General features: G+C 69.7%; 23 protein-coding genes. 8 read left to right on the forward strand and 15 right to left on the reverse strand.

Going from position 1 to position 23,655, the window contains the following annotated elements; translation table 11 throughout:
- The first annotated feature begins 54 nt into the window (after nt 1-54).
- Together ABD767_RS04185 and ABD767_RS04190 are read left to right on the forward strand one after the other, a co-directional pair.
- Entirely contained in the window at nt 55-1,152 is a 1,098-nt protein-coding gene (locus ABD767_RS04185; protein WP_103044330.1) for a hypothetical protein, read from the forward strand.
- Nucleotides 1,153-1,173: 21 nt separating this feature from the next.
- Nucleotides 1,174-1,644, forward strand: coding sequence for a peptidylprolyl isomerase (locus ABD767_RS04190; protein ID WP_103044331.1), 471 nt, complete (start codon nt 1,174-1,176; stop codon nt 1,642-1,644).
- A 112-nt stretch (nt 1,645-1,756) separates the two neighbouring features.
- On the opposite strand, the gene ABD767_RS04195 is transcribed toward ABD767_RS04190, so the two are convergent.
- Nucleotides 1,757-2,632: a gamma-glutamyl-gamma-aminobutyrate hydrolase family protein gene (locus ABD767_RS04195; RefSeq protein ID WP_103044332.1), complete on the reverse strand. Its 876-nt coding sequence runs from the start codon at nt 2,630-2,632 to the stop codon at nt 1,757-1,759.
- 177 nt (nt 2,633-2,809) lie between these two features.
- On the opposite strand from ABD767_RS04195, the gene ABD767_RS04200 reads away from it, so the two are divergent.
- Nucleotides 2,810-3,157, forward strand: a complete 348-nt coding sequence (locus ABD767_RS04200; protein ID WP_103044333.1) for an HPF/RaiA family ribosome-associated protein — start codon at nt 2,810-2,812, stop codon at nt 3,155-3,157.
- Between the two features lie 73 nt (nt 3,158-3,230).
- On the opposite strand, the gene ABD767_RS04205 is transcribed toward ABD767_RS04200, so the two are convergent.
- Genes ABD767_RS04205 through ABD767_RS04220 form a run of 4 tightly spaced genes read right to left on the reverse strand, consistent with a single transcriptional unit; the run spans nt 3,231 to nt 6,259 of the window.
- Nucleotides 3,231-4,052: an SDR family oxidoreductase gene (locus tag ABD767_RS04205; protein WP_103044334.1), complete on the reverse strand. Its 822-nt coding sequence runs from the start codon at nt 4,050-4,052 to the stop codon at nt 3,231-3,233.
- Nucleotide 4,053: 1 nt separating this feature from the next.
- On the reverse strand, nt 4,054-4,695 hold the full coding sequence (lptC, locus tag ABD767_RS04210; protein ID WP_103044335.1) for an LPS export ABC transporter periplasmic protein LptC: 642 nt from the start codon (nt 4,693-4,695) through the stop codon (nt 4,054-4,056).
- On the reverse strand, nt 4,692-5,258 hold the full coding sequence (locus tag ABD767_RS04215) for an HAD hydrolase family protein (RefSeq protein ID WP_103044336.1): 567 nt from the start codon (nt 5,256-5,258) through the stop codon (nt 4,692-4,694). The genes lptC and ABD767_RS04215 overlap by 4 nt, the downstream gene beginning before the upstream one ends.
- Nucleotides 5,258-6,259: a KpsF/GutQ family sugar-phosphate isomerase gene (locus ABD767_RS04220; protein ID WP_103044337.1), complete on the reverse strand. Its 1,002-nt coding sequence runs from the start codon at nt 6,257-6,259 to the stop codon at nt 5,258-5,260. The genes ABD767_RS04215 and ABD767_RS04220 overlap by 1 nt, the downstream gene beginning before the upstream one ends.
- A 96-nt stretch (nt 6,260-6,355) precedes the next feature.
- Here ABD767_RS04220 and ABD767_RS04225 point away from each other — a divergent pair, with 96 nt between their 5' ends.
- Nucleotides 6,356-8,341: a monovalent cation:proton antiporter-2 (CPA2) family protein gene (locus ABD767_RS04225; protein ID WP_103044338.1), complete on the forward strand. Its 1,986-nt coding sequence runs from the start codon at nt 6,356-6,358 to the stop codon at nt 8,339-8,341.
- A 62-nt stretch (nt 8,342-8,403) separates the two neighbouring features.
- On the opposite strand, the gene gap is transcribed toward ABD767_RS04225, so the two are convergent.
- From gap to mltA, 3 genes are all read right to left on the reverse strand, one after another.
- On the reverse strand, nt 8,404-9,405 hold the full coding sequence (gene gap / locus ABD767_RS04230) for a type I glyceraldehyde-3-phosphate dehydrogenase (protein ID WP_103044339.1): 1,002 nt from the start codon (nt 9,403-9,405) through the stop codon (nt 8,404-8,406).
- A 42-nt stretch (nt 9,406-9,447) separates the two neighbouring features.
- Nucleotides 9,448-11,487: a transketolase gene (gene tkt, locus ABD767_RS04235; RefSeq protein ID WP_103044340.1), complete on the reverse strand. Its 2,040-nt coding sequence runs from the start codon at nt 11,485-11,487 to the stop codon at nt 9,448-9,450.
- A 70-nt stretch (nt 11,488-11,557) separates the two neighbouring features.
- Entirely contained in the window at nt 11,558-12,769 is a 1,212-nt protein-coding gene (mltA, locus tag ABD767_RS04240; protein ID WP_344868485.1) for a murein transglycosylase A, read from the reverse strand.
- Here mltA and ABD767_RS04245 point away from each other — a divergent pair.
- Both ABD767_RS04245 and ABD767_RS04250 read left to right on the forward strand, forming a co-directional pair.
- Nucleotides 12,702-12,866 carry a hypothetical protein gene (locus tag ABD767_RS04245; RefSeq protein ID WP_344868400.1) on the forward strand — a complete coding sequence of 55 codons (165 nt, stop codon included), beginning with the start codon at nt 12,702-12,704 and terminating at the stop codon, nt 12,864-12,866. The genes mltA and ABD767_RS04245 overlap by 68 nt on opposite strands.
- A 147-nt stretch (nt 12,867-13,013) precedes the next feature.
- Nucleotides 13,014-13,661, forward strand: a complete 648-nt coding sequence (locus ABD767_RS04250; protein ID WP_103044341.1) for a YiaD family glycine zipper/OmpA-like lipoprotein — start codon at nt 13,014-13,016, stop codon at nt 13,659-13,661.
- 164 nt (nt 13,662-13,825) lie between these two features.
- Here the strand turns inward: ABD767_RS04250 and ABD767_RS04255 are convergent, their stop codons facing one another.
- From ABD767_RS04255 to ABD767_RS04265, 3 genes are read right to left on the reverse strand one after another with little or no spacing between them, the layout of a single operon-like run.
- On the reverse strand, nt 13,826-14,473 hold the full coding sequence (locus tag ABD767_RS04255; RefSeq protein WP_103044146.1) for a response regulator: 648 nt from the start codon (nt 14,471-14,473) through the stop codon (nt 13,826-13,828).
- Between the two features lie 38 nt (nt 14,474-14,511).
- Nucleotides 14,512-16,569, reverse strand: a complete 2,058-nt coding sequence (locus ABD767_RS04260) for an ATP-binding protein (protein ID WP_103044147.1) — start codon at nt 16,567-16,569, stop codon at nt 14,512-14,514.
- On the reverse strand, nt 16,566-17,387 hold the full coding sequence (locus tag ABD767_RS04265; protein ID WP_103044148.1) for a nitrilase-related carbon-nitrogen hydrolase: 822 nt from the start codon (nt 17,385-17,387) through the stop codon (nt 16,566-16,568). The genes ABD767_RS04260 and ABD767_RS04265 overlap by 4 nt, the downstream gene beginning before the upstream one ends.
- Nucleotides 17,388-17,532: 145 nt before the next feature.
- Here ABD767_RS04265 and ABD767_RS04270 point away from each other — a divergent pair, with 145 nt between their 5' ends.
- Nucleotides 17,533-17,808, forward strand: coding sequence for a DUF2061 domain-containing protein (locus tag ABD767_RS04270; protein ID WP_103044149.1), 276 nt, complete (start codon nt 17,533-17,535; stop codon nt 17,806-17,808).
- On the opposite strand, the gene dinG is transcribed toward ABD767_RS04270, so the two are convergent.
- From dinG to ABD767_RS04290, 4 genes are all read right to left on the reverse strand, one after another.
- Nucleotides 17,783-19,957, reverse strand: coding sequence for an ATP-dependent DNA helicase DinG (gene dinG / locus ABD767_RS04275; protein ID WP_103044150.1), 2,175 nt, complete (start codon nt 19,955-19,957; stop codon nt 17,783-17,785). The two genes, ABD767_RS04270 and dinG, sit on opposite strands and share 26 nt — an antisense overlap.
- A 96-nt stretch (nt 19,958-20,053) precedes the next feature.
- Nucleotides 20,054-20,290, reverse strand: coding sequence for an ATP-binding protein (locus ABD767_RS04280; RefSeq protein WP_344868407.1), 237 nt, complete (start codon nt 20,288-20,290; stop codon nt 20,054-20,056).
- A 57-nt stretch (nt 20,291-20,347) separates the two neighbouring features.
- The gene (gene mnmA / locus ABD767_RS04285; protein ID WP_103044152.1) at nt 20,348-21,502 is read right to left on the reverse strand and encodes a tRNA 2-thiouridine(34) synthase MnmA; all 1,155 of its coding nucleotides are present in this window, start codon (nt 21,500-21,502) and stop codon (nt 20,348-20,350) included.
- The gene (locus tag ABD767_RS04290) at nt 21,499-22,440 is read right to left on the reverse strand and encodes a LysR substrate-binding domain-containing protein (RefSeq protein WP_103044153.1); all 942 of its coding nucleotides are present in this window, start codon (nt 22,438-22,440) and stop codon (nt 21,499-21,501) included. Before ABD767_RS04290 ends, mnmA begins: the two co-directional genes overlap by 4 nt.
- A gap of 101 nt (nt 22,441-22,541) precedes the next feature.
- Between ABD767_RS04290 and ABD767_RS04295 the strand changes: the two genes are divergently transcribed.
- Nucleotides 22,542-23,630 carry a 4-oxalomesaconate tautomerase gene (locus ABD767_RS04295; RefSeq protein ID WP_103044154.1) on the forward strand — a complete coding sequence of 363 codons (1,089 nt, stop codon included), beginning with the start codon at nt 22,542-22,544 and terminating at the stop codon, nt 23,628-23,630.
- The last annotated feature ends 25 nt before the right edge of the window (nt 23,631-23,655 follow it).

Raw genomic sequence — 23,655 nt, forward strand, 5'->3', positions numbered from 1 at the left:
GTTTGCGGCCAGCCTCTAAAATCTGACCCTTTGCTGACAAGAACAACACCCTCCATGCTTACCCACCAGGCGCCCATGGCACACGAGCTGCTCACGGCGCTGGATCTCACGGCCGCCGAACTGGCCACGCTGCGCGGCGCATCGCCCGGCGACGAAGCCATCGATCTGAATGCCCTCGCCCAGGACTCGCACACCCTGCGCACGCTGCACCGCACACTGCTGGCCATTGGCAGCGCGCGCAGCCTGGCCGTGGCCGAGCGGCTGCGTGCCTTTGCCAGCCAGCGGCTGGGCTTGGCGCTGACCGTCGCCGTGCCAGCGACCGGCGACCGCTGCAGCCCCGCGCAACTGTTTGCCCAGCACCGCGAGCTGTGGATCTGGTCGGCGTCGCCGTTCGACGAAGAGCGCGCCGAATACTGGGAGCAGCTGTGCAGCGGCTTTCTGGATCAGCCCGAGCGGCTGCTGGTCTATTTCGTGCCGACCATCGACATTGCCGACCGCCTGGCGCTGCGCTTCGAGACCGAACTGCATGCACGCCAGTACGACGAGGACGACCAGCCCTGCGAAGGCGCGCGCGGCTTTGGCGCGACCGTGTTCATCATCGTCACCAATCTGGCCGCCACCATGCCCTACACCGTCGTGGCCAGCCCCGGTACGCCCGGCCTGGCCCTTGATGGCGTGGCCCCGACGGGCTGGACGCTGGGCCCGCAGGCGCAGGCGTTCTCGGCCCTGTCCCGCCGCTATACGGACGGATTGATCGCGCACGCACGCGCCGCAGGCATGGGCCACAGCCGCGTGGCCGGCAACTTTTTCCCGCTGGGCCAGCCGCTCAACCGCTCGGGCCTGCCGTTTGCCGACTACCGTCGCATCGACCAGCTGATCGGCATTCGCACCGAGCAGGCCATCGGCCTGTTCGACGGTACGCCCTGGGCCGGCTGGCGCCCCAGGACGCAGGGCAGCGAATCGGTCGGGTTTGGCGATGCCCCGACCGACGCCCACCCGCTCAAATTCCACCCCTTCTTCATCCGCGCCTACCGCAAGAAGGCTGGCGACCTGTCCAAGCAGATACCGGCCCGCCCCACGGCGGGCGACGCCGAACACCCGCAACCACCCAGCCGCTACTTCGACCAGCCGCAGACCAGCGACTTTGACTGACCACCACACCGATTCCCCATCATGAAAATCACCCAGGACACCGCCGTCACCCTCAGCTACAAGGTCACCAGCCCCCAGGGCAAGCCGCTGGACAGCGGCCACACCGCCTACCTGCACGGCGGCTACGACAACCTGTTCCCCAAAGTCGAGGCCGCCCTTGAAGGCCAGGAGCCGGGCTTTGCCACGACGATCGACCTGTCGGTGCAGGACGCTTTTGGCGAGCGCGACGAGGCGCTGGTGCGCACCATCGCCAAGAGCGACTTTCCGCCGGGCGTCAAGGTGGGCGGCCAACTGCAAGGCCCGGGGCCGGACGGCCAGCCGCAGATGTACCGCGTGGTCAAGATCAAGGGGGCCGAGGTGCACCTGGACGGCAACCACCCGCTGGCCGGCCAGGCGCTGCGCTTCGCCTGCAAGGTGACCGAGGTGCGCTCCGCGACGGCCGAAGAAGTCGCCCACCGCCACGTGCACGGCGGCCACGGCCACCACCATTGAATTGAACCTAGAAACGGTTCTAGGCTGAAGCGCCTGCGTCTGGCGCCTGGATAACAGGCCATCGACGAGGCCGGGCCGGGCGACCACGGCGCGCCGCAGCAGTCCTGCTCTCCTACCGCGCCTCCAGCCGCAGCAGCGCCTGGCGCAGCAGGCGCGCGGCGCGGTCGCGCACCTGCAGCGGGCTGGCGCCCGGGCGGGGACGCTCGCGGGCGCGCTGGCAGGCGGACAGGAAGTCGTTCAAGAGCGGCGTGGCGTCCAGGATGGCTCCGGTCTTGGCGCCGAACTCGGGGTGCCACTGCGTCGCGGCCACATAGCCGCCGCCCTGGCTGGGGTTGCGCCGGATGGCCTCGGGCACGGCGTCGGGCCAGCTCCAGGCCTCGACGTCAAAACCTGGCGCCAGGTTCTTGACGCCCTGGTGGTGGATGCTGTTGACCGTGACGCGGCCCTGCCCCGGATACAGCCGCGCCATGCGCGTGCCGGGCACGATGTCGACGCCGTGGAAGTGCTGGTCGTAGGTGACGGGGTCGCGGTGGCGGTGCGCGCCCGGGTGCTGCATCTCGATGTCCTGGTACAGCGTTCCGCCAAACGCGACGTTGATCAGCTGCAGGCCGCGGCAGATGCCGAAGATGGGCTTGCCCTGCTGTTCGAAGGCCTCGACGACGGCCAGGTCGTACAGGTCGCGCACGCGGTCACCCATCCAGTCGGGGCGCAGCGGTTGCTCGCCGTAGCTGCCGGGCCAGACGTCGGAGCCGCCATGCATGACGACGCCGTCCAGCCACTGCGCATAGTGCGTCAGCGTCACGTCGCCGCGCGCGGTCTCGCCCGTCGGGCAGGGCACCATCACCACCAGCGCGCCGGCCGACATGATCCAGTGCGCCACCGACTGCTCCACGTACTGCAGCGTCTTGCCGGTGAACAGCGGGCGCTGCGGGTCGGCGTGCGAGAAGCAGGCCGACAGGCCGATTTTCAGACGTTGTTGCGCAGTCATGCGGCGGTTGTAGCACCGAATGCAGGGTCGCGCAGCGCGGGCGCGCACGCATGCGCCGCCGGTGGGGGCGCCGCGCAAGCGCTTGTGAAAATGCGATGGGAAATCTGGGATGATGTAGACGTCAACATTCAAGGAATTGCCGGTTACCGGCCGGCGCGACGCTGAGAAAGGAAGACCATGCAAGTTCAAGTGCATACCGACAAGAAGATCCAGGGTGGTGAGTCGCTGGCCCAATGGGTGCAGCAAGAGACGCTGGCCCGCCTGGCGCGTTTTCGCGAATGGGTGACGCGCGTCGAGGTCTTTCTGTCCGACGAGGACGCCAGCAAATCGGGCGCCAACGACAAGCGCTGCCGCCTGGAGGCGCGCCCGGCGGGCCGCCAGCCCGTCTCGGTGACCGCCGACGCCGACAAGCTGGCCGACGCCTTCACCGGCGCCTGCGACAAGCTGGTGCGCGCACTGGACGCCGACATGGGCCGCGTGCGCGACAAGAGCGGGCGCGACACGATCCGCACCAGCGAGGAGTGATGCTGCACGGCTGAGCCGCAGCCTCACCAACGGAATCGACGACGGCGACTGCCCTGACGGCAGCCGCCGTTTTTCATGGGCGCCCGCCCGGTTCGTCTGGCGCCGCGCCCGGGCCGCCGTCGCGGTGCTTGCGCGCGCGCCCAACCAGCAGCCGGTCGAACCAGGCGTTGGGCAGCTGGCGCAACACCGCTGCGGCCACGCCCATCTGCCAGGGAATGACGCGCCAGGAGTCGCCCGCGTCGATCGCGCGCACCGCGCGCGCGGCAAAGTCCTCGGGCTGCATCAAAAACGGCATGGCGTAGCGATTGGCACGGGTCAGCGGCGTGTCGACATAGCCGGGCGCCAGCGTCACCACGCGCACGCCGCTGGCGCGCAGCTCGCCGCGCAGGCTCTCGCAATAGGCAATCGCCGCCGCTTTGCTGGCGCAGTACGCCCCATGGCCCGGCAGGCCGCGCACGCCGGCCACGCTGGCCACGCCCACCAGGCGGCCGCTGCCGCGCGCGGCCATCGGCGTGATGAAGGGCTGGAAGGTGGCGGCAAGCCCGGTCACGTTGGTGGCCAGCACGCGCTGCATCACGGCCAGGTCGGCGGCAATCGACGTGTCCACGCCAACGCTGATGCCGGCGTTGGCGATCACCACGTCGGGCAGGCCCTGCTGCTGCAGGCATTGCCGCCCGGCAGCCATGGCCTGGGCGCTGTCGCTGACGTCGGCCGGGTAGATGCCGATGCGGTCATCGTCCACGCCCTGTTGCCGCGCCCAGTCGTGCAGCAGGTCGGCGCGGCGCGCCGACAGCGCAAGGCGCCAGCCGGCGTCGAGGTAGCGCTGCGCCAGCGCCTGGCCGATGCCGCTGGACGCGCCGGTGATGTAGGCCAGGGGCGCGCCAGCGTGATTCATGTCAGCGGGCGCGCGCCGGCGCGGCCGCCGGGGACTGGGGCGCCAGTTCGCCGCGCACCTGGCCGTGCAACTGCAGCACCTGGGCCAGGTCGTCGTAGTCCATCGCGTCGGCGGTGAAGCGATCCTTGCCGCGAATCAGCGTGACCGGCAGGTGCGAGCGCACGCGCTCCTCGTTGACCCAGACATGCAGGAAATCGCCGCGAAACTGCATGACCGGCTTCTGGCGCGCTGCGCTGGCCGTGGCCGCCGGCGCGGGCGTGCGCGTGACGACGGCGTCGTCCAGCAGCTGTACCTCGGAGCCGTCGGCGTTGCTCAGCGCGCGCTTGGCGGTCGCCGTCAGCACGCTGCCGTCCTCGTGCACCGAACGCAGCTGCACCTGCTCGATCTCGGTGGTGTCGGTGTCGGGGTAGTGGCTGGCCAGCGTGCCGCGCACGTCGCTGGTCTGGCGGCCGCTGGCATCAAAGCTTTTGACGGAAAAGCCGTGCATCGTGTAGTCGGGCACATGCGCGGGCGGCTTGGGCGCGGCTACCGGCTGCGGCTGCGGGGCGTTGCGCACCAGCCACCAGGTGCCCAGCGCCAGCACGCCCATCAGCGCGATGGGCAGGTAGGCGCCCAGGCGGTCGGCGGCGCGGCGCGACGTCATTGCGCGTAATCCTGCAGCAGCTGGCGGTAGCGGCCGCTGGCCACCAGCAGCAGGTCGCAGAACTCGCGCGCCGCGCCCTGGCCGCCTGCGGCGCACGTCGTGTAGTGGGCGACGGCGCGCACCTCGGCGTGGGCGGCGGGCGGCACGCAGGCGAGCTGCGCGCGGCGCAGCATGGGCAGGTCAGGCCAGTCGTCGCCCATGGCCGCGGCCTGGTGCCAGCCCAGGCCCAGCTCGGCCAGGATGGACTCGGCCGCGGGGCGCTTGTCTTCGGTGCCAAAGCGCGCGTGCACCACGCCCAGCGCCGACAGGCGCAGTCGCAGCGCGGCGCTGTCGCGTCCAGTGACCACGGCCGGCGTGATGCCGGCGCGCGCCAGCAGCTTGATGCCGTGGCCGTCCAGCGTGTGAAAGCGCTTGAGCGCCTCGCCGGACTCGGAGAAATACAGCCCGCCGTCGGTGAGCACGCCGTCGACGTCGAAGAAGGCCACGCGCACGTCCTGGGCGCGCAGCAGCAGCTCGGGGGAGAAGTGCAGCGCGGGCTGCAGCTCGGGCAGGGGCGTGGCCATCAGATTACCTTGGCGCGCATCAGGTCGCCGATGTGCACGATGCCGACCAGCACGCCGGCCGCGTCGGTGACGAGCACGCTGGTGATGGCGTGGCGCTCCATCACCAGCGCGGCGTCGGCGGCCAGCGCGTCGGCGGCCAGGGTGCGCGGGTGGGCGTGCATCAGCGCCTGCGCGTCCATCGCGCGCACGTCGGCGCCCGACTCGATGCGCCGGCGCAGGTCGCCGTCGGTGAAGATGCCGATGGGGTGGCCTGCGGCGTCGACGATGGCCGCCGCGCCCACGCACTTGGCGCTCATCTCGCGCATCAGCGTGCTGAAGTCGGCCTGGGGCGCGACGCGCGGCACGTCGTCGCCGGTGCGCATCACGTCGCGCACATGGGTGAGCAGGCGCCGGCCCAGCGCGCCGCCAGGGTGGGAGCGGGCAAAGTCCTCGGCGCGAAAGCCGCGCGCGTCCAGCAGCGCGACGGCCAGCGCGTCGCCCATGGCCAGCTGCGCGGTGGTGCTGGTCGTGGGCGCCAGGTTCAGCGGGCAGGCCTCGCGCGTGACGCTGCAGTCGAGCACCACGTCGGCATGGCGCGCCAGCGTGGACTGGGGCTTGCCCGTGAGCGCCAGCAGCGGCACGCCCTGGCGCTTGAGCACGGGCAGCAGCACGGTGAGCTCGTGGCTCTCGCCGCTGTTGGAGATGGCCAGCACCACATCCTGCGGCGTGACCATGCCCAGGTCGCCGTGGCTGGCCTCGGCCGGGTGAACGAAGAAGGCGGGCGTGCCGGTGGAGGCGAGCGTCGCGGCGATCTTGCGCCCGACGTGGCCGCTCTTGCCCATGCCCATCACGACGACGCGCGCACGCACGCCCAGCAGCAGCTGCACGGCCTGCACGAAGGCGTCGTCCAGGCGCGCGGCCAGGTCGGAGAGCGCGTGGGCCTCGATCTCGAAGGTTTCGCGCCCCAGGCGCAGGGCCTGGTCGGCGTCAAAGGCGGTGGCAGCGGCAGAGGCGGTGAGCATGGGAGGGGATTTTATCGGCGCGCGCATGACCGCACGGCCGGCCCGCCCCGATGGCCCGTACCGGCACAGCCCATGCAGCCTTTACCATCACCGGTCATGTCATCGCTGGCCCTGACCCTGCTCTATCTGCTGTCCGCAGTGCTCGGCGTCGTGGCCTGTCGCATGCTGCGCCTGCCGCCGATGATGGGTTACCTGGCCGCGGGCATTCTGATCGGCCCGCACGCGCTGGCGCTGGCCAGCAACTCCGAGGGCGTGCGCCACCTGGGCGAGTTCGGCGTGGTGTTTCTGATGTTCGCCATCGGTCTGGAATTCAGCCTGCCCAAGCTGCGCGCGATGCGCCGCTTCGTGTTCGGCCTGGGACTGCTGCAGGTGGTGGGGTCGATGGCGGCGTTCACCACGCTGGCGCTGCTGCTGTCGCGCTGGGTGGGCGGCGTGTGGGACATGGGCTGGCAGAGCGCGCTGGCGCTGGGCGGGCTGCTGGCGATGAGCAGCACGGCCATCGTCGTCAAGCTGCTGACCGAGCGCGCCGAGCTGGAGAGCGAGCACGGGCGGCGCGTGCTGGGCATTCTGCTGTTCCAAGACCTGGCCGTCGTGCCGCTGCTGGTGCTGATTCCGGCGCTGGGCTCGGAGCCCGACGCGCTGCTGCTGGCGCTGGGCCTGGCGCTGCTCAAGGCCACGCTGCTGGTCACGGTGCTGCTGGCCGGCGGCCAGCGCGTGATGCGCTGGTGGCTGACGCTGGTGGCGCGGCGCAAGAGCGAGGAGCTGTTCATGCTCAACCTGCTGCTGGTCACGCTGGGCCTGGCCTGGCTGACCGAGCTGGCCGGCCTGTCGCTGGCGCTGGGCGCCTTCATTGCCGGCGTGCTGGTGGCCGAGACCGAATTCCGCCACCAGGTGGACACCGACATCCGTCCCTTCCACGACGTGCTGCTGGGCCTGTTCTTCATCACCGTGGGGATGATGCTGGACTGGCACATCCTGCTGGAGCGCTGGGCCATGGTGCTGGTGCTGCTGCTCGGGCCGCTGCTGCTGAAGACGGCCATCATCTTTGTGCTGTCCTACGGGCGCGGGGGCAGCGCCGGTGTATCGCTGCGCACCGGCCTGTATGTGGCGCAGGCGGGCGAGTTCGGCTTCGTGCTGCTGGCGCTGATGAACATGCACGAGCTGATCGCGCCGGCGCTGATGAACCCGCTGCTGGCGGCCATGGTGCTGTCGATGCTGGCCACGCCCTTTCTCATCCAGTACAGCAACGCCATCGTCACCCGGCTGGTCGCCAGCGACTGGCTGCAGCAGTCGCTGCAGGTCACGCAGATCGCGCGCCAGTCCATCAACACCAGCGGCCATGTGCTGATCTGCGGCTACGGGCGCTGCGGCCAGAACCTGGCGCGGCTGCTGGAGCACGAGGGCATTGGCTACCTGGCGCTGGATCTGGATCCCGACCGCGTGCGCCAGGCGGCGGCGGCCGGCAACTCGGTGGTGTTTGGCGACGCCACGCGGCTGCAGGCGCTGATGGCCGCGGGCCTGGCGCGCGCGGCGGCCGTCGTCATCACGCCGCTGGACACGCCCGCCGCACTCAAGGTGCTGGCGCTGGCGCGCGCGCATGCGCCACAGGTGCCGGTGCTGGTGCGCACGCAGGACGACACCCACCTGGAGCGCCTGCAGGCCGCGGGCGCCACCGAGGTCGTGCCCCAGGCCATCGAGGGCTCGCTGATGCTGGCCAGCCAGGCGCTGGCACTGGTGGGCGTGCCGGTGCGCCGCGTGGTGCGCATGGTGCAGGAGCAGCGCAGCGCGCGCTACGGCCTGCTGCGCGGCTACTTTCACGGCGCCGACGACGACACCGCCAGCGAACGCGACCAGGAGCGCCTGGCCTCGATCACGCTGGCGCCCGACGCGGCGACGATCGGCCGCAGCATCGACTCGCTGACGCTGCCGGCCATGGGCGTGCACCTGATCCACGTGCGCCGCGCCGGCGGCAGGCTGTCCGAGCCCGACGACCCCATGCCGCTGGCCGAGGGCGACACCCTGGTACTGCGCGCCCATCCGCAGGCGCTGGAGCTGGCGCGGGAGAAGCTGCTGCGGGGGTAAGAACGTATTCAAAGCAAAACGCGCCGAAAGGCGCGTTTTTGAAGGAGAGATAAAGCCGCCGTTTATTGACCGGCCATCACGCGCACCATCTCCAGGCACTTGTTGGAGTAGCCCCACTCGTTGTCGTACCAGGCGACGACCTTGACGAAGGTCTTGTCCAGCGCGATGCCGGCGTCGGCGTCGAACACCGAGGTATGCGTCTCGCCGACGAAGTCGGTGGCGACGACCTTGTCCTCGGTGTAAGCCAGCACGCCCTTGAGCGCGCCCTGCGACTGGGCCTTCATCTCGGCCTTGATCTCGTCGTAGCTGGCTTCCTTTTCCAGCTCAACTGTCAGGTCGACGACCGACACGTCCGACGTCGGCACGCGGAACGACATGCCGGTCAGCTTCTTGTTCAGCTCGGGGATCACCACGCCCACGGCCTTGGCGGCGCCGGTGCTGCTGGGAATGATGTTCTCCAGAATGCCGCGGCCGCCGCGCCAGTCCTTGTTGGAAGGGCCGTCGACGGTCTTTTGCGTGGCGGTGGCGGCGTGCACGGTGGTCATCAGGCCGCGCTTGATGCCCCACTTGTCATGCAGCACCTTGGCCACGGGCGCCAGGCAGTTGGTGGTGCACGACGCATTGCTGATGATGGGCTGGCCGGCGTAGGTCTTGTGGTTCACGCCAAAGACGAACATCGGCGTGTCGTCCTTCGACGGTGCCGACATCATCACCTTCTTGGCGCCAGCGGCAATGTGCTTCTCGGCGGCTTCCTTGGTCAGGAACAGGCCGGTGGACTCGATCACGATGTCGGCGCCGACCTCGTTCCACTTCAGGTTGGCCGGGTCGCGCTCCTGCGTCAGGCGGATCTTCTTGCCGTTGACGATCAGCGTGTTGCCGTCGACCGACACCTCTCCACGGAAGCGGCCGTGCACGCTGTCGTAGCGCAGCATATAGGCCAGATAGTCGGGCTCCAGCAGGTCGTTGATCGCAACGACTTCGATGTCGGAGAAGTTCTGCAGCGCCGAGCGCAGCACGTTGCGGCCGATGCGGCCGAAGCCGTTGATGCCAATCTTGATGGTCATGGTTGAGCCTCTTGGGATGGTTGCAAAGAAAATCGGATGGCTTCAGCGCTTGCGCGAAAGTGCCATGCGCACCGTGTCGGCCACGTTCTCGGCGGTGAAGCCAAAGTGCTTGAACAGCACGCCGGCCGGGGCCGACTCGCCGAAGCTGTCGATGCCGACGACGGCGGCGCAGCCGTATTTCCACCAGAAGTCGGTGACGCCCATTTCGACCGCGATGCGCGGCAGGCCGGCGGGCAGCACCAGCTTCTTGTACTTCACGTCCTCGCGGTCAAAGGTCGTCGTGCTGGGCATGGAGACCACGCGCACCGCGATTTTTTTCTCGGCCAGCTGCTTTTGCGCGGTCAGCGCCAACGCCACTTCGGAGCCAGTGGCGATGATGACCGCCTGCGCCTTTTTCCTCATACCAACGTCGGCCGGCTCGGACAGGATGTAGGCGCCGCGCGAGATGTCGCCCAGGTCGCGCTTGGGTGCGTAGGGCAGGCCCTGGCGCGACAGCAGCAGCGCCGTGGGCATGGTGCGGTTGGACAGCGCCACGCTCCAGGCAACGGCCGTCTCGGCGGTGTCGGCCGGGCGCCAGACGTCCAGGCCCGGGATCAGGCGCAGGCTGGCCGCGTGCTCGACGGGCTGGTGCGTCGGGCCGTCCTCGCCCAGGCCGATGGAGTCGTGCGTGAAGACATGGATCACGCGCTGCTTCATCAGCGCGGCCATGCGGATGGCGTTGCGGCTGTAGTCGCTGAACGTCATGAAGGTGCCGCCGTAGGGGATGAAGCCGCCGTGCAGCGCAATGCCATTCATGATGGCGGCCATGCCGAACTCGCGCACGCCGTAGTTGATGTGGCGCCCGCCGACGCCGTCCTCGTTCTTGACCACGGCGCCCTGGCGGTCGAAGCGCAGGTTGGACGTGCTCTTGGTGTTGGTGAGGTTGGAGCCGGTCAGGTCGGCGCTGCCGCCCAGCAGCTCGGGCAATTTGGCGGTGAATTCTTCCAGCGCCAGCTGGCTGGCCTTGCGGCTGGCCACGGTCTCTGCCTTGGTGTGCGCGGCGACGACGGTGTCCACGGCCACCTGGGCAAAGTGCCTGGGCAGGTCGCCGGTCATGCGGCGGGTAAATTCCGCGGCCAGTTCGGGGTGGGCGGCGGTGTAGGCGGCAAAGCGCTCGTCCCACGCGGCCTCGCGCTCGGCGCCCGCGGCCTTGGCGTCCCAGTCGGCGTAGACCTCGGCCGGAATCTCGAATGGGCCGTACTCCCAGCCCAGCGCGGCGCGCGTCAGCGCAATCTCATCAAAGCCCAGCGGCTCGCCGTGGGCCTTGGCGGTGTTCACACGGTTGGGGCTGCCCTTGCCGATGTGCGTCTTGCAGATGATGAGCGTGGGGCGCCCGTCCTGCGATGCCTTGGCCTGGGCAATGGCGCGGTCGACCTTGTCGGGGTCATGGCCGTCGATCGGGCCGATTACGTTCCACTGGTAGGCGTTGAAGCGCTGGGCCACGTCGTCCACGTACCAGGGCGCAACCTGGCCGTCGATGCTGATGCCGTTGTCGTCGTACAGCGCGATCAGCTTGTCGAGCTTCCAGGCGCCGGCCAGCGCGCAGGCCTCGTGGCTGATGCCTTCCATCAGGCAGCCGTCGCCCAGGAAGACGTAAGTGTGGTGGTCGACGATGGCGTGGCCGTCACGGTTGAACTCGCTGGCCAGCAGTTTTTCGGCCAGCGCCATGCCGACGGCGTTGGTCAGGCCCTGGCCCAGCGGGCCGGTCGTCGTCTCGACGCCCGGGGTCACGCCCACTTCGGGGTGGCCTGCGGTCTTGCTGTGCAGCTGGCGAAAGTTCTTGAGCTCCTGCATGGGCAGGTCATAACCCGTCAGGTGCAGCAATGCATAGATCAGCATCGAGCCGTGGCCGTTGGAGAGCACGAAGCGGTCGCGGTTGGCCCAGTGCGGATTGGCCGGGTTGTGGGCCAGGTGGCGGCCCCACAGGGCGACGGCCATGTCGGCCATGCCCATTGGCGCGCCGGGGTGGCCGGAATTGGCTTGTTGCACCGCATCCATTGCAAGTGCGCGGATGGCGTTCGCCATGTTCTGAGGGTTGGCCATGAAAGGCGGCTCCGGAGATTGCAGGTAAACCAGGGATTTTACCGAGCTCGCCCGGCAAAGCCCAATGCGCTCACTTAGGCCACAGTGCCCACAGGCGCAATCCCTGCTTCAGGCGCCCGGCCAGGTCGGCCGCCGCGTCGTCCCAGCCGGTGAAAAAATCGGCCCGCACCGCGCCGACGATGGCGCTGCCCGTGTCCTGCGCCATCACCAGGCGCGCCAACTGCGTGGCCGGACCGGTCGACGCCAGCCACACCGGCGTGCCGTAGGGAATGCTCAGGCGATCGACCGCGATCGAGCGTCCAGGGGTGAGCGCCACGCCCTGCGCGCCGCGCGGGCCGAAGCTGGCGTCCAGGTCGTCTAGCGGCTCCTCGCGAAAGAACACGTAGCGCGGGTTGGACCACAGCATCTCCTGCACGCGCTGCGGGTTGGCGGCCACCCAGGCGCTGATCCCGGGCCAGGTGGCGTCGCGCACCAGGCCGCGGTCGAGCAGCCACCTGCCCACGCTGCGGTAGGGCTGACCATTGGTGCCGGCAAAGGCCAGGCGCACCACGCGGGTGCTGCCGTCGGCTTCGAGCAAATTCAGCCGCCCCGAACCCTGGATGTGCAGCACCAGCGCCTGCACCGGGTCGCGCACCCAGGCAATCGCGCGCCCGGCCAGCTGCGCCTGCACCTCGGGCTGCTGCTCGATCTGCTGGCGCGTGTACCAGGGCTGACGCTGCGCCAGGCCCGCCGGCGGCTGGTACAACGGCACCTCGAAGCCATTGCCGCGCTGGCGCGAGGCCTCCAGAAACGGCTCGTAATAGCCGGTCAGCATGCCCTCTGGGTTGCCCTCCAGCGACTCGATGCGGTAGGGCTGCAGGTGTTCGAGCATCCAGCCGCGCTGCGCCTCGTCGCCGGCAATCGACAGCTGGCGCACCTGCTCGCACAGCGGCGCAAAGGCGGGCGCCGGGCGCTCGCAGTTGCGCAGCCAGGCGTTCCAGGCCTCGTGCGGGCTGTCCTCGCTCCAGCCGGGCAGTTCGCTCCAGTCCACCGGCACCCAGCGGCTCTTGGACTGCGCCAGCGTCCCAGGAACGACCATGGGGCCCTTGAGCGGCGCCAGCTTGCCGGGAGCGGCGGCGGCTGGGCTTTCGGGAGCGGCGGGCTCACGCGTGGCGCAGGCGGCCAGCGTGCCTACAATCAGCGCCGTTACAAACCAGCGCAGGAGACGAACATTCATGGGCGTGATTTTGCTTGAAGCGCTGCTGGCGCTCGCCGTCTTTGTCTTCATCATCTGGTGGACGATGTTCTCGGGGCGCAAGCGCGGCGAGCCGCCGGCACGGGACGACCCGCAAAGCCAGGCGCAGCAGCCTGCGGCGGGGCCGCCGGATCGGCCGCACTGACCACGCGCCACACGGAACACCGGGGCGCAACATTCACGTTTGTCTACAAACAAAGCCCTGGCGACGCACTAAGCTTTGACGCTGTCATGTGCGCGCCGCCAACGCCGCGCGCACCATCGTCAATCTTGCAAACAAGGAGAAAACACCATGCGTAAAGCAATCGCCATCAGCTGTCTGTCGCTGGCCGTCGTGGCCACCGGCTGCGCCGACATGTCGCAAACCCAGCGCGGCACGGCCACGGGCGCCGGCGTTGGCGCGGTCGGCGGTGCGGTGATCGGCGCGATGACCGGAAGCGGCCACGCCGGCAAGGGCGCGGCCATAGGCGCCGCCGCCGGCGCGCTGGGCGGCTATATCTGGTCGCAGCACATGGAAAAGCAGAAGCAGGAGATGGAAGCGGTCACCCAGGGCACCGGCGTGGGCGTGACGCAGACGGCGGACAACCAGCTCAAGCTGGACATCCCCAGCGACATTTCGTTTGCCACCAACCGCGCCGACATCCAGCCCAACTTCCGCGCCATCCTGGATCGCTTTGCCGAGGGCCTGCGCAACAACCCGGCGGCCGAGGTGCGCATCGTCGGCCACACCGACTCGACGGGCAGCGACGCGATCAACGACCCGCTGTCGCGCGACCGCGCCGCCAGCACGCGCAACTACCTGGTCGACCGCGGCGTGGACGGGCGGCGCATCCAGACCGAAGGCCGCGGCTCGCGCGAACCCATTGCCAGCAACGCCACGGCCGACGGCCGCGCGCGCAACCGCCGCGTCGAGATCTACGTGGGCGAGCGCCAGGGCTGAATAACCGGGTGCCTCCCCCAAGCCCGCCCGGCCCGTGCCCGGCGGGCTTTTTCATGCGCTTCATTCCATTTCTATATCGATCGAGTACGCGAAGGTGAAGCGCAGACAGTGCTGTAGCACGACAAGCGAAGCCGACAAAGTAATCGGTTGATATAGAAATGGAATCAGCTGCTGTCACGCAGCAGGTTGGCCAGCTCGACGGCCGATTTCACGCCCATCTTGTCGAACACGCGGGCGCGGTGCACCTCGACGGTGCGCACGCTGATGTCGAGCTGCTGCGCGATCAGCTTGTTGGGCTGGCCGGCGGCGACCTGCTCCATCACGGCGCGCTCGCGCTCGGTCAGCGCCTGGATGCGCCCGCGCACCGCCTGCCCCGACTGACGAGCTTCGAGCCATTGCAGCGACTGTGTGAGCGCCGCCTGGATGCGGTCGACCAGCTGGTTGTCCGAGAAGGGCTTCTCGCAGAAATCAAAAGCGCCGCGCTTGACCGTGGCCACGGCCGTCGGCACGTCGGCGTGGCCGGTCAGAAAGATCACCGGCATGGCGTCGGTCAGGCCGTGTTCGAGCAGCCGCTCGAACAGCGCCAGCCCGCTCATGCCCGGCATGCGTACGTCCAGCAGCAGGCAGGCCGGGTGGCGCTGCTCGGCGCGCAGGGCCTGCGCCTGCTCGAACGCCTCGGCGCTGTCAAAGCATTCGCTGAGCAGGCGCCGCGTGCGCAGCAGCCAGGCCAGCGCCTCGCGCACCTGGGCATCGTCGTCGACGATGTAGACGGTGGCCAGGCTGGCGTTCACGGGTGGGGCGGATGCTGTCATGCGGGCATTCTAGAAACAGTGCGCGCAGTATGGGCGCATCACTGCGCGGGCAGGGTGAAGACAAAGGCGGTGCCGCCGCCGGGCCGCGCGTGAAAGTCCAGCACGCCGCCGTGCTGCTCGATCACGGTGCGGCACAGGCTCAGGCCCAGGCCCATGCCTTCGGCGCGCGTGGTGAACAGCGGCGTGAACAGCTGGGCGGCCACCTCGTCTCTGATGCCCGGCCCGGTGTCGCGGACGGCCCACTGCAGCCAGCGGCGCATGCCGGGGCCGCGCGCCAGGCGCACGGCCAGCACCAGCTCGCGCTGCGGCGCGTGGCTTTCGGCCATGGCCTGGATGGCGTTGCGCGCCAGGTTGAGCAGTACCTGCTCGACCATGGTCACGTCGCACAGCATGGGCGGCAGGCCGGGGGCGATGTCGATCGTCAGGCGCACCGCGCCGGAGGCCGCCTGCAGGCGGATCAGCGGCAGCACCGCGTCGACCAGCGCCTGCGCGGTAACACTGCTGCGCTCTTGCGAGCGGCGGCGCACGAAGGCATGCACGCTCTTGATCACGCGCCCGGCGCGCTCGGCCTGCTCGGCAATGCGCTGCAGGCCGGTGTCCAGGTCGCTGCGGTCGGCCGCGGGCAGCGGCGCCGCGCCGGCCGACTGCAGCAGATTGAGCGAGCCGTGGGCATAGCTGGAGATGGCCGCCAGCGGCTGGTTGAGTTCATGGCTGATCAGCGACGCCATCTCGCCCATTGCCGTCAGGCGCGCCGTGGCCTGCAGGCGCTCCTGCGCCAGGCGCGACGTCGCCTCGACGCGGCGCTGCTCGCTGATGTCGACGAAAGCGCCCATCCAGCCGGTCTGCACGCCCTTGGTGTTGAGCAGCGGGGCCTCATAGATCATCACCGCAAAGCGCGTGCCGTCCTTGCGCTCGAACTGCGCCTCATAGCCCTCGCGCGGGGCGGCCGTGCCCTGCGCGGCCAGCTCGGCGTGGTGCTGCAGATACTCCTCGAAGCGATCCGGCGGCCAGTAGACGGCCGGCGAGCTGCTGCCCAGCAGTTCCTGCTCGTCGTAGCCCACCATGGCGCAGAACGCCGGGTTGACGTAGGTGATGCGCCCCTGCAGGTCGCGCACGCGCAGGCCGGTGATCTGCGCATTCTCCATCGCCTTGCGCAGCGCCAGCGCCTCGCCCAGCTCGCGCTCGGCGTGCAGGCGCCGGCGGTTGTCGCGCACCAGCACGACGACGACCGACACCAGCGCAATCGACATCACGGTCACCAGCGCGGTGAGCACGTTGGGGTAGACGCTGGGCGGCTGGTGCCAGCCGTCCATGCGCAGCACCAGCGTGACGCCGGGCAGGCTCAGCAGTTGCTGCGCGGTGAAGGCGCGCGTGCCTCGGCGCTGCGCGGCGACGATGGCCAGGCGCGTGCCGTCCACTTCGGTGAACGACAGCTCGCGCGTTTGCTTGAGGCTGCGCTCGACCAGCTCGGCCAGCATGGACTGCAGCGAGTAGACGGCGACCACATAGCCCTTGACGCGGCCGTGCTCGACCTGGGGCAGGCACACCGGCAGCAGTTCCTCGCCCAGGCCGCCCGGCATGGGCTGGAAGTAGCTGTCGGCATACGACGGCGACTGCTGGCGCAGTGCATTGGCGCAGGCAAAGGCAACGGCGCTGGGAGCCTCGGTGGAAGGCGGCGGATCCGCGCCGCGCTGCGGTGCGCGGTAGGGCGACTCGACCTGCATGTGCAGCTTGAGCTGCGCGTCGCGCCAGGTGATGCTCACCAGCTCGCGGCGCAGCTCCAGCAGGTCGGCCGCGCGCACCTGCCACTGCAGCGGGTCGGGTGCATGCGCCTGCAGCGCCTGCAGGCTCTGCAGGTTGTGGCCCAGCGCCGCGCGCATGTCGGCGGCGGCATTGGCGTCGTCGCGCTCGATGCGGTCTTGCACCGCCGATGCCTCGTAGCGCCCGGTCAGCCACAGCTGCAGAACCAGCATGGCCACCACCAGCACCACCAGCGCCGCCCACAGCAGCCAGCGCTGCAGGTGCACGATGCGCCGGCGCAGTTGCAGCGGCAGGCGCTGCAGCAACTGCGCGCCGGCCTGGCTCCAGCCACTCATGGCGCCACGCCGAGCACGCGGTGGCGCAGCGCCGGCAGGCTGGCGCGCACCTGCGCCAGGCGCGTGCGCTGCAACTCGCCCATCACCACGCCCGCGCCCTGGGCCTGCAGCGCCAGCACCTCGCCCCAGGGATCGACCAGCATGCTGTGGCCCCAGGTGTGACGGCCGCCGTCGTGCACGCCGCCTTGCGCCGGCGCCAGCACATAGGCCTGGTTCTCGATGGCGCGCGCACGCAGCAGCACCTGCCAGTGCGCGCGCCCCGTCGTATAGGTGAAGGCGCTGGGCACCAGCAGCAGGTCGCAGCCGGCATGGGCGCGGTACAGCTCGGGAAAGCGCAGGTCGTAGCAGACCGACAGGCCCAGCTGCCAGCGCCCGCCGCTGCGGTCGGTGACCTCGGCGCTCACCGGCTGCTGGCCGGGCGCAATCGTCCGCGCCTCGTCGAAGTGGTTGTCGGCGTCCTCGAAGCGAAACAGGTGGATCTTGTCGTAGCGCGCCGTGCAGCGGCCGTCGGGCGCGTAGACCAGCGAACTGTTGAACACGCGGTCGGGCGTCGGTGCCTGCAGCGGCACGGTGCCGCCGACGATCCACAGCTCCAGCTCGCGCGCCGCCTGGGCCAGAAACTGCTGCGCCGGCCCGTCGCCAAAGGGCTCGGCCAGCGCCAGCTTGTCGGTGTCGTGCAGGCCCATGGCCGAAAAGTATTCGGGCAGGGCGACCAGCTCGGCGCCGGCCTGCGCGGCCTGGCGCAGCAGCGCGCGCGCCTGCTGCAGGTTGGCGTCGCGCGACGGCCCCGAGACCATCTGGACAGCGGCAATCTTCATCTCGTGTCTCCTTTGGTTGCTGCCCGCATGCTGTCGAGCCACGCCGTGCATTGTCTGTCGCAGCGATCGCGACATCCAATCACCATGGGCTTGACTGTGATAAATGAGAATGATTATCATTTGCTCATCATTTGGAGATTTCACCATGACCCGCATCCGCAAACTCGCCAGAACCAACGCCCAGATGCTGATGAAAACCGGCACCTACTACGTCATCCACGTCAGCGTGGCCGCCATGGTGGCCTATGCGGTCACCGGCAACCTGTGGGCGTCGCTCACGCTCAGCCTGCTGGAGCCGACGGTGCAGGCCTTTGCCTTTTTCTTCCACGAAAAAGCCTGGGATCGCGTGCTGCGCCGGCGCCAGGCGCGTGCCGAGCAGTCAGCGCCGGACACCGTCATGCACCACGGCGCACCAGCGTGAACGGCGGCAGGCCGGCCAGCAGCCGCTGGCCGTAGCCGGTGCGCACCAGGCGTTTGTCGTAGCAGTAGACATGCGCCTGGTCTTCTTCGGTTCGTATCGCGCGGCCCACCCACTGCGCCAATCGCACGGCGGTGGCCGGCACGACGATCTCGCTGAACGGGTCGCGCCCGCCGGCGCGTAGCCACTCGGCGCGCGCCTGGCCCACCGGGTCGTCGGGCGGGGCGAACGGCAGTTTGGCGATGAACAGCGACTCGCACAGCGCGCCCGGCAAATCCAGACCCTCGCCGAACGACTGCATGCCGAAGATGACCGACGGCAGGCCCTGGGCGACGCGCTCGCGGTGGGTTTTGAGCAGCAGCTGGCGCGGCTGCTGGTTTTGCACCAGCACGCGCGCGCGCAGCTCGGCGGGCAGGGCGTCGACGGCCTGGCGCATCTGCTCTCGCGAGGTGAACAGCACCAGCGCGCCGGCCTCGACCTGGCGCACGTCGTCCAGCAGCGCCTGCACCATCTCGGCGGTGTAGCCGGCCGCGTCGCGCGGGTCGGCCTGCGTGGCCGCGGCCACCAGCTGGCCCTGGCGCGCGTAGTCGAACGGGCTGTCCACCTGCAGCGTGGTGACCGCCTCGTCGCCGTACAGACCGGCCTCGCGCAAAAAGAAGTCGAACTCGCCGCAACTGGTCAGCGTGGCCGAGGTGAGCACCGCCGCGCGCGCCGCCGGCCACAAATGGGTGCGCAGCGTGCTGCCGGGCAGCACCGGGCTGGCGTGGGCGCGCACGACCAGGTAGTCGCCCTCCTGCGCCAGCGTGAACCACTTGGCCGCGGGCGCCGCGCCCTCGGGCGCGTCCTGCAGCAGCAGCTGGGCGCAGGCGTAGACGGCCTCCAGGCGCGGCGTCATCGCGCCGACCTGGGCGTACAGCTGCGACAGGCGGCGCGCCTCCTGCGGCGTGTCGCGCATCGCGCTGCGCAGCGCCTTGGCAATCGCGCGCAGCGACTCCAGGTAGCCGCCGGCGTGGTGGGCAATCTGCGCCAGCGGCTCGACCAGCACCTCGGGCAGCACGCCGCCAGCCACACGTGTGCGCGCCGGCTGGCGGGCGGCAAAGCTGCGCCCGCCCGCAGTGGGCGCCTGCAGCGGTTCGCGGTACACGTCGAGCACCAGGCGCGCGAGATCTTGCAGCGCCGCGCGCAGGCGGGCGGCGTGCTGCGGGATGTCGGCCGTCTCCTCGACCTCGACCAGTTGCCCCACTCGCAGCGCGCGGCTGGTGAGACGATCCATCCAGGTCAGGCGCGACAAGTCCATCTCGCAGGCGAACTGCGACAGCGCGGTGGCCGGCAGGTGGTGGGCCTCGTCGATCACCAGCAGGCAGTTGTCCAGCTCGGGCAGCAGGCGCGCGCCCATCGACGACAGCAGCAGGTCGTGGTTGACCACGATGACCTGCGCGGCGACCAGCTCCTTGCGCCGCTCGAAGTAGCTGCAGCTGGAAAACAGCGGGCAGTGCTTGCCGGTGCAGGTGTGCGCGTCGGCGGCCACGGGCGCCCACTGCTCGGGCTCGGGCGGCGTACCCAACTGGTCGCGGTCGCCGTCCCAGTCGCCGCGCACCAGCGCGTCGGCCAGGCCGGTGTAGAACTGCTGGCGCAGGCGCTGCTCGGGCGACTGCAGCTGCGCCTGGCGCTGCGCGTGGGCCTCGCCGGCGAGCAGGTCGTCAGGGATGTCCTCGTCGTCGCTGGCGCCGCTGGCCAGGCGTTCGAGCTTGAGCTTGCACACATAGCGCCCGCGCCCCTTGGCCAGCGCAAAGGCAAACGGCTGCTCCATGCGCGCGGCCAGCTGCGGCAAGTCCTTGTGCACCAGCTGCTCCTGCAGCGCCACGGTAGCCGTCGAGATGACCACGCGCACGCCGCGCGACAGCGCCACGCTGATGGCCGGCGCGCTGTAGGCCAGCGACTTGCCCACGCCGGTGCCCGCCTGGATCACCGCGATCGCGCGCGCGCCGCTGGCCGAGGCATCGGCCTCGCGCCCCAGCTGCGCCTGGCTGAAGGTGTGCGCCACCTGCGCGGCCATGCGCAGCTGGCCCTCGCGCGGGCGAAAGCCGGCCGTCGTCGAGACGACGGCATCGAACTGCTGCATGGCCTCATCGGCCCAGGTGGAGGGATCCATTACGAGAAAAGCGCGTGGCCCGCGGCTGCGGCGCCGCCCGTCACGCTGTATTTGTGTACAGGGATGGTAGCCGACGGCACCGCGCCCAGGCGGCGGTCAGGTCTTTGGCGCGCGCCGCACCATGCGGATCGCATCCATCGGGCAGCGCAGCGCGCACAGCGCGCAGCCGGTGCAACCGGTGGCGTCATCGAGCACCGCGCGCTTGATGCCCCAGCCGCTGCCGGGCAGCACATGCAGCGACAGCACGTGCGGCGGGCAGGCCGCAACGCACCAGCCGCAGCCGGTGCAGCGGTTCAGGTCGATGGCGGGCAAGGCCCTGGAAGCGCCAGGCATGGGGCCGAGCATGGCACGCGCGCCGGGCGACGGCGGCGTGCGCGGGCAATGGTTGCGTCAAGCCAAGGGCTGTGCGGAGCCGATCACGCCGCCGCCCAGGCAGACCTCGCCGTCGTAGAGCACCGCGCTCTGGCCCGGCGTCACGGCCCATTGCGCCTCGGGGAACTGCAGCGCAAAACCGCCAGACGCCTCGGCCAGTTGACAGGGCGCATCCTGCTGGCGGTAGCGCGTCTTGGCCGCGTAGCTGCCGGGCGCCGGCGCATGGCCGGCCACCCAGCTCACATCCTGCGCCTGCAAGCCATGCGACAGCAGCCAGGGGTGGTCGTGGCCCTGCACCACGATCAGCGCATTGCGCTCCAGGTCCTTGCGCGCCACGTACCAAGGCGCATGGTCGCCCGCGCCGCGCGGCCGCTCGGCGGCCGCCGGGTTCTCGCACGGCGCTCCCTTGTCCTTGACGCCGCCAATCCCCAGGCCCTGGCGCTGGCCCAGGGTGTAGAACGACAAGCCCACGTGGCGGCCCAGCCTGCGCCCGCGCTCGTTCAGGATGGGGCCGGGCTCATGGCTGATATAGCGGTTGAGGAACTCGCGGAACGGCCGCTCGCCAATGAAGCAGATGCCGGTCGAGTCCTTCTTCTTCGCGTTGGGCAGCCCGATCTCGGCGGCGATGCGGCGCACTTCGGTCTTGTGCAGTTCGCCTACGGGGAATAGCGTTTTGGACAGCTGCGCCTGGTTCAGGCGGTGCAGGAAGTAGCTCTGGTCCTTGGACGGGTCCAGGCCCTTGAGCAGCTCGAACAGCTGCGTCTGCGGGTTCTGGCGCACGCGTGCGTAGTGGCCGGTGGCGATTCTTTCGGCCCCCAGGCGCAAGGCATGGTCGAGGAAGGCCTTGAACTTGATCTCGGCATTGCAGAGCACATCGGGGTTGGGCGTGCGCCCGGCCTGGTATTCGCGCAGGAACTCGGCGAACACGCGGTCCTTGTAATCGGCGGCGAAGTTCACATGCTCGATCTCGATGCCGATCACGTCGGCCACGGCGGCGGCGTCCACGAAGTCGATGTTGGACGAACAGTATTCGCTGTCGTCGTCATCTTCCCAGTTCTTCATGAAGATGCCGACCACCTCGTGGCCCTGTTGTTTGAGAAGGTGGGCGGTCACGGCCGAGTCGACACCGCCCGAGAGGCCGACGACGACGCGCTGCTTGGTGGATGCTGTCATCGCCCCGATTGTATTTTTTGTGGCGCCAGGGCACTTCGCGGCCGCAAAGTGCGCGTAGTCACCAGCAGGTCATACAGCTGCTGCGCGGCGGGAGAGAGGGAGCGTCCCCGACGTTTGATGAGGCCCATTTGCCGCGTGACCACGGGCTCCACGAGTGGAATCGAGACCAGCGTGGGATGGTCCTTGCCCGGCATGGCCAGGCTGGGCACGGCGGCCACGCCCAGGCCCGCCTCCACCAGCCCGAGCAGCGTGGTCACGTGCTTGGCCTCGTAGCGGCACTGGGGGCGGTCGGGCACGTTGGCCAGGGCCAGGTCCATGAGCAGGCGGTTGCCCGAGGTCTTGCCCACCGACATGAAGTCGTGCTGCCCGAGCTCCGCCCAGCTCACCTTCTTGCGGCGCGCGAGCACGTGGTCGCGCCGGCAGGCGGCCACGAAGCGCTCGGCCAGCACGGGCTTGAACTCGATCTCGGCCTCCTGGCTGCCGATGAAGTTCAGGCCGAAGTCGGCATCGCCCTGGGCCACGGCCAGCAGCACCTCGTTGGCGCTGGCGTCGTGGATCTTCACGCGGATGCCCGGAAAGCGCTCGTGGTAGCGCTTGACCACCTGCGGCAGGAAGTAATACACGGCCGAAGGCACGCAGGCGATCGTCACCTCGCCCATGCGGCGTGCGGCCACGTCGCCCAGGCCCATGAGCATGCCGTCCAGGTCGTCGAGCCACTGCTGTGTCTTGCGTGCGAAGTCGCGGCCCACGGTCGTGAGCGTGACGCGTCGGGTGGTGCGGTCGAGTAGGCGCACGCCCAGCGCCTCTTCGAGCTTGTCGATGCGGCGGCTGAAGGCCGGCTGCGAGAGATGGATGGCCTCGGCCGCCGCGCGAAAGCTCTGCAGCTCGGCCACGGCGGCGAAAGCCTGGAGATCGGCGAGGTCGAACTTGATGTTCATGGCATGGGGCTGGGTGAGTGAACGGCTATTGCGCCATACGCATCAATCGTTGTCAACAATGCAATTCACAGAAGAGCCGGGGCCGCGCACCATGCCGACCCATGAGCTACGACCTTCCCTGCATCCTGATGCGCGGCGGCACCTCCCGAGGGCCGTTCTTCCTGGCCGACTGGCTGCCGCAAGACCCTGCAGCGCGCGACCGCATGCTGCTCGCGGCCCTGGGCTCGCCGCACGAGCTGCAGATCGACGGCCTGGGCGGCGGCAACTCGCTCACGAGCAAGGTGGCCATCGTCTCGCGCTCCCGGCGCGCCGACTGCGACGTGGACTATCTCTTCGCCCAGGTCAGCGTGGAGGAGGCGCGCGTGGACACGCGCCCCAACTGCGGCAACATGCTGGCGGGCGTGGGCCCCTTTGCCATCGAGCAGGGCCTGGTGCCTGCGGCACCCGGCTCAGACACCACGCTGGTGCGGGTCTTCAACGTCAATACGCGCTCGCGCATCGACGTGCGTGTCTGCACGCGAAACGGCCGCGTGCGCTACGAAGGCGATGCGCACATCGATGGCGTGCAGGGTACGGCGGCGCCGGTGCTGTTGAGCTTCCTGGATGCCTGGGGCTCGGTCACCGGCAGCCTATTTCCCACGAGCCGGCGTACCGACACCATCGACGGCGTCGAACTCAGCTGTATCGATGCGGCGCAGGTCATGGTGCTCGTGCGCGCCCAGGATCTGGGCCTGCGCGGCGACGAGACGCCTGCAGCGCTTGATGCCGATGGCGCACTCCTCGCGCGCCTGGAAGCCCTGCGCCGCGCGGCCGGCCTGCGCATGGGCCTGGGCGACGTATCGGACAGCGTGCTGCCCAAGCCGGTTGTCGTCGCGCCCGGCGCCCGTCCCGGCCAGATCGTCTCGCGCTACTTCACGCCCCGGCGCTGCCACCGCTCGCATGCGGCCACTGGCGCCATTGGCGTGGCTGCGGCGCTCGCCCTGCCGGGCACGGTGGCCTACGGCGCGCAGTGGCGGCCGGGCGCCGGCACCCATCGCGTGGCCGTGCAGCACCCCGCGGGCCGCATCGAGGTCGATGTCGAGCTCGGCGGAACGGACGCGGACCCGCAGCTGCGCCAGGCCTGCCTTGTGCGCACGGCCCGAAAGATCTTCGAAGGCACCTTGTACGTGCCAGATCACGCGTTGGCCTGACCCGGCCACACACATCTTTTCTTCG

The organism is Comamonas faecalis, assembly GCF_039538025.1.
In the GTDB taxonomy this organism is placed as follows: Bacteria; Pseudomonadota; Gammaproteobacteria; order Burkholderiales; family Burkholderiaceae_C; genus Comamonas_C; species Comamonas_C faecalis.

Bases quoted from the DNA above. Each gene is read 5' to 3' on its own strand.
- ABD767_RS04215 (WP_103044336.1), bottom strand. From the start codon at position 5,258: ATGGCCACGCCCCTGCCCGAGCTGCAGCCCGCGCTGCACTTCTCCCCC.
- ABD767_RS04260 (WP_103044147.1), bottom strand. From the start codon at position 16,569: ATGAGTGGCTGGAGCCAGGCCGGCGCGCAGTTGCTGCAGCGCCTGCCG.
- ABD767_RS04290 (WP_103044153.1), bottom strand. From the start codon at position 22,440: ATGAACATCAAGTTCGACCTCGCCGATCTCCAGGCTTTCGCCGCCGTG.
- ABD767_RS04190 (WP_103044331.1), top strand. From the start codon at position 1,174: ATGAAAATCACCCAGGACACCGCCGTCACCCTCAGCTACAAGGTCACC.
- ABD767_RS04195 (WP_103044332.1), bottom strand. From the start codon at position 2,632: ATGACTGCGCAACAACGTCTGAAAATCGGCCTGTCGGCCTGCTTCTCG.
- tkt (WP_103044340.1), bottom strand. From the start codon at position 11,487: ATGGCCAACCCTCAGAACATGGCGAACGCCATCCGCGCACTTGCAATG.
- mnmA (WP_103044152.1), bottom strand. From the start codon at position 21,502: ATGACAGCATCCACCAAGCAGCGCGTCGTCGTCGGCCTCTCGGGCGGT.
- ABD767_RS04250 (WP_103044341.1), top strand. From the start codon at position 13,014: ATGCGTAAAGCAATCGCCATCAGCTGTCTGTCGCTGGCCGTCGTGGCC.
- lptC (WP_103044335.1), bottom strand. From the start codon at position 4,695: ATGACGTCGCGCCGCGCCGCCGACCGCCTGGGCGCCTACCTGCCCATC.
- gap (WP_103044339.1), bottom strand. From the start codon at position 9,405: ATGACCATCAAGATTGGCATCAACGGCTTCGGCCGCATCGGCCGCAAC.
- ABD767_RS04245 (WP_344868400.1), top strand. From the start codon at position 12,702: ATGGGCGTGATTTTGCTTGAAGCGCTGCTGGCGCTCGCCGTCTTTGTC.
- ABD767_RS04265 (WP_103044148.1), bottom strand. From the start codon at position 17,387: ATGAAGATTGCCGCTGTCCAGATGGTCTCGGGGCCGTCGCGCGACGCC.
- ABD767_RS04220 (WP_103044337.1), bottom strand. From the start codon at position 6,259: ATGCTCACCGCCTCTGCCGCTGCCACCGCCTTTGACGCCGACCAGGCC.
- ABD767_RS04270 (WP_103044149.1), top strand. From the start codon at position 17,533: ATGACCCGCATCCGCAAACTCGCCAGAACCAACGCCCAGATGCTGATG.
- ABD767_RS04205 (WP_103044334.1), bottom strand. From the start codon at position 4,052: ATGAATCACGCTGGCGCGCCCCTGGCCTACATCACCGGCGCGTCCAGC.
- ABD767_RS04295 (WP_103044154.1), top strand. From the start codon at position 22,542: ATGAGCTACGACCTTCCCTGCATCCTGATGCGCGGCGGCACCTCCCGA.
- ABD767_RS04225 (WP_103044338.1), top strand. From the start codon at position 6,356: ATGTCATCGCTGGCCCTGACCCTGCTCTATCTGCTGTCCGCAGTGCTC.
- dinG (WP_103044150.1), bottom strand. From the start codon at position 19,957: ATGGATCCCTCCACCTGGGCCGATGAGGCCATGCAGCAGTTCGATGCC.
- ABD767_RS04280 (WP_344868407.1), bottom strand. From the start codon at position 20,290: ATGCCTGGCGCTTCCAGGGCCTTGCCCGCCATCGACCTGAACCGCTGC.
- ABD767_RS04255 (WP_103044146.1), bottom strand. From the start codon at position 14,473: ATGACAGCATCCGCCCCACCCGTGAACGCCAGCCTGGCCACCGTCTAC.
- ABD767_RS04185 (WP_103044330.1), top strand. From the start codon at position 55: ATGCTTACCCACCAGGCGCCCATGGCACACGAGCTGCTCACGGCGCTG.
- ABD767_RS04200 (WP_103044333.1), top strand. From the start codon at position 2,810: ATGCAAGTTCAAGTGCATACCGACAAGAAGATCCAGGGTGGTGAGTCG.